The 2,066-nt window shown below is 35.9% G+C and carries 3 protein-coding genes; 2 read left to right on the top strand and 1 reads right to left on the bottom strand.

What is annotated here, in order from left to right; genetic code table 11:
* Nucleotides 1–667, top strand: a 667-nt coding sequence (locus QI30_RS19735; RefSeq protein WP_233600654.1) for a His/Gly/Thr/Pro-type tRNA ligase C-terminal domain-containing protein, incomplete at its 5' end; no start/stop codon positions are given.
* A gap of 94 nt (nucleotides 668–761) precedes the next feature.
* On the opposite strand, the gene QI30_RS19730 is transcribed toward QI30_RS19735, so the two are convergent.
* The gene (locus QI30_RS19730; RefSeq protein ID WP_126992105.1) at nucleotides 762–1,205 is read right to left on the bottom strand and encodes an Lrp/AsnC family transcriptional regulator; all 444 of its coding nucleotides are present in this window, start codon (nucleotides 1,203–1,205) and stop codon (nucleotides 762–764) included.
* 141 nt (nucleotides 1,206–1,346) lie between these two features.
* Here QI30_RS19730 and QI30_RS19725 point away from each other — a divergent pair, with 141 nt between their 5' ends.
* Nucleotides 1,347–1,928 (top strand): DJ-1/PfpI family protein, encoded by a 582-nt coding sequence (locus QI30_RS19725; RefSeq protein ID WP_126992134.1) that lies wholly within the window; start codon nucleotides 1,347–1,349, stop codon nucleotides 1,926–1,928.
* The last annotated feature ends 138 nt before the right edge of the window (nucleotides 1,929–2,066 follow it).

The raw sequence follows: 2,066 nt of genomic DNA, 5'->3' as shown, positions 1-2,066 counted from the left end.
ACGTCCAGATGATTATATGGGTGAACTCACATTATGGGATCAGGCCGAGCAAGCACTTGAAAATGTATTAAAACGTTTAGGCTTCCCGTACAAAATTAATGAAGGGGACGGCGCATTTTACGGTCCGAAAATTGACATTCATATTAAGGATGCCATTAAACGTAGCCACCAATGTGCGACTGTGCAATTAGATTTCCAGCTACCGGAGAAATTTGATTTAACATATATCAACGAGGACAACGAAAAGGTACGTCCTGTTGTCATTCACCGAGCTGTCTTTGGTTCCATTGATCGTTTCTTAGGCATTTTAATTGAGCATTTTGGTGGTGCGTTCCCGTTATGGCTTGCACCAAAGCAAGTGCAACTCATTGGTGTTTCCACTGTGCATCATGATTATGTGAAAAAGGTGAAAGAGGCTTTACGTAAGGAAGGGATTCGTGTTGGAGTAGATGAGCGAAATGAAAAATTAGGGCGAAAAATTCGAGATGCCCAGTTGCAAAAAATCCCGTATATCCTTGTGCTAGGGGATGAAGAAGTCGCTACGCAAGCGGTATCTGTTCGAACTTATAGACAAGAGGGATTAGAAAAAATGGCTATTGATACATTTATTCAGCAAATAAAACAAGAAATCGCTCAGAAAAAATTGCCGATTTTAACTAAGCTATAAAGTTTCACCTAACTTTTATTAAAAGAGAAAGTTCGTTAAACCCTTTTAGTATATCTAGATAAAATGATATAAATGAAAACAGCTCATTCCTATACTAATTGGAATGAGCTGTTTGCTTAGACGATACCACATTATTTTCTCGTCCTGATAGAACAATATTTGTTGATGGTGTACCGTAAGGCATGGCTGCATCAATAAATTCCTCTAATTTTTCAATGGATGATGTAGCAATTTTCACGATATAACTAATTTCGCCAGCAACACGATAGCATGACAATACATCTGGATGGCTATAACAAAACTCTGCTAGCTTTTTGCAATTGGAGGATTTAAACAACACGATTGCTACGATGCCCCGATCAAGCTGAGATAAATCAAATTCAGTGCGATAGCCTTTAATAACGTGCTGTTCTTCAAGCTTTTTAATACGTTCAGCTACTGCTGGAGCTGATAAATGTACATGTCTCGCTAATTCTTTCGTCGTTATTTTTGCATTCTTTTCAATCTGCTGTAAAATTTGATAATCAATTGAATCCATTTCTTCGCCTTCTTCTAAAAAGTAAATAAAGGAATTTTCCGTTGAATAAAAAGAATTATTAGATAAATACCTTTTTTAAAATATATAGAAAAGTGCTTCAGTCGTCTACACTTTATGTATAGAAATTAGGAGGTAGTAGAAATGAAAAAAATACTGTTGTTATTAGCCAATGGATTTGAAGCATATGAGGCGAGCGTATTTACGGATGTACTTGGTTGGAATCAGCTTGAAGGGGATGGTTCAACGGTTGTTGTGACAGCTGGCTTACATAAAGAGTTAAAGGCTACTTGGAATTTCTGTGTGACACCGGAAAAATTATTGATGGATTTAAATTTAGATGAATTTGATGCACTTGCGATTCCAGGAGGTTTTGAAGAAGCAGACTTTTATGATGATGCCTTTAGTGAACAATTTGGTACAGTGATTCGTCATTTTAATGACCAACATAAGCCGATTGCTTCGATTTGTGTTGCAGCACTTGCTGTTGCTCATAGCGGTGTATTAAAAGAGCGACGCGCAACGACATACAATCACCCTACAAGTCAGCGTCTCGCACAACTTGCAACCTATGGTGTAGCTATTAGTAAAGATCGTATTGTAGTAGATGACAATATTATTACATCTGCTAACCCAAGTACTGCGATGGAAGTAGCTTTTACATTATTAGAAATGTTAACTTCATCAGATAATACGGAAAAAATAAAAGATTTGATGGGCTATTAAATAGCACTAATATAACAAGTAAATCAGTAATTAAAAGTGAAAAACCATTGAGTGTTAGTAATGATAGGACTCAATGGTTTTTTATTTACTTTACCTCTAAAAAAATACAATTTATTTTATAGAAGCTAATTATATTTT

Origin of the sequence: Candidatus Kurthia intestinigallinarum (assembly GCF_003991225.1) — a bacterium.
GTDB classification, from domain to species: Bacteria; Bacillota; Bacilli; order Bacillales_A; family Planococcaceae; genus Kurthia; species Kurthia populi.
Note: the sequence above shows the minus strand (reverse complement) of the source record. Positions and strands in the feature narration are given on the sequence as shown.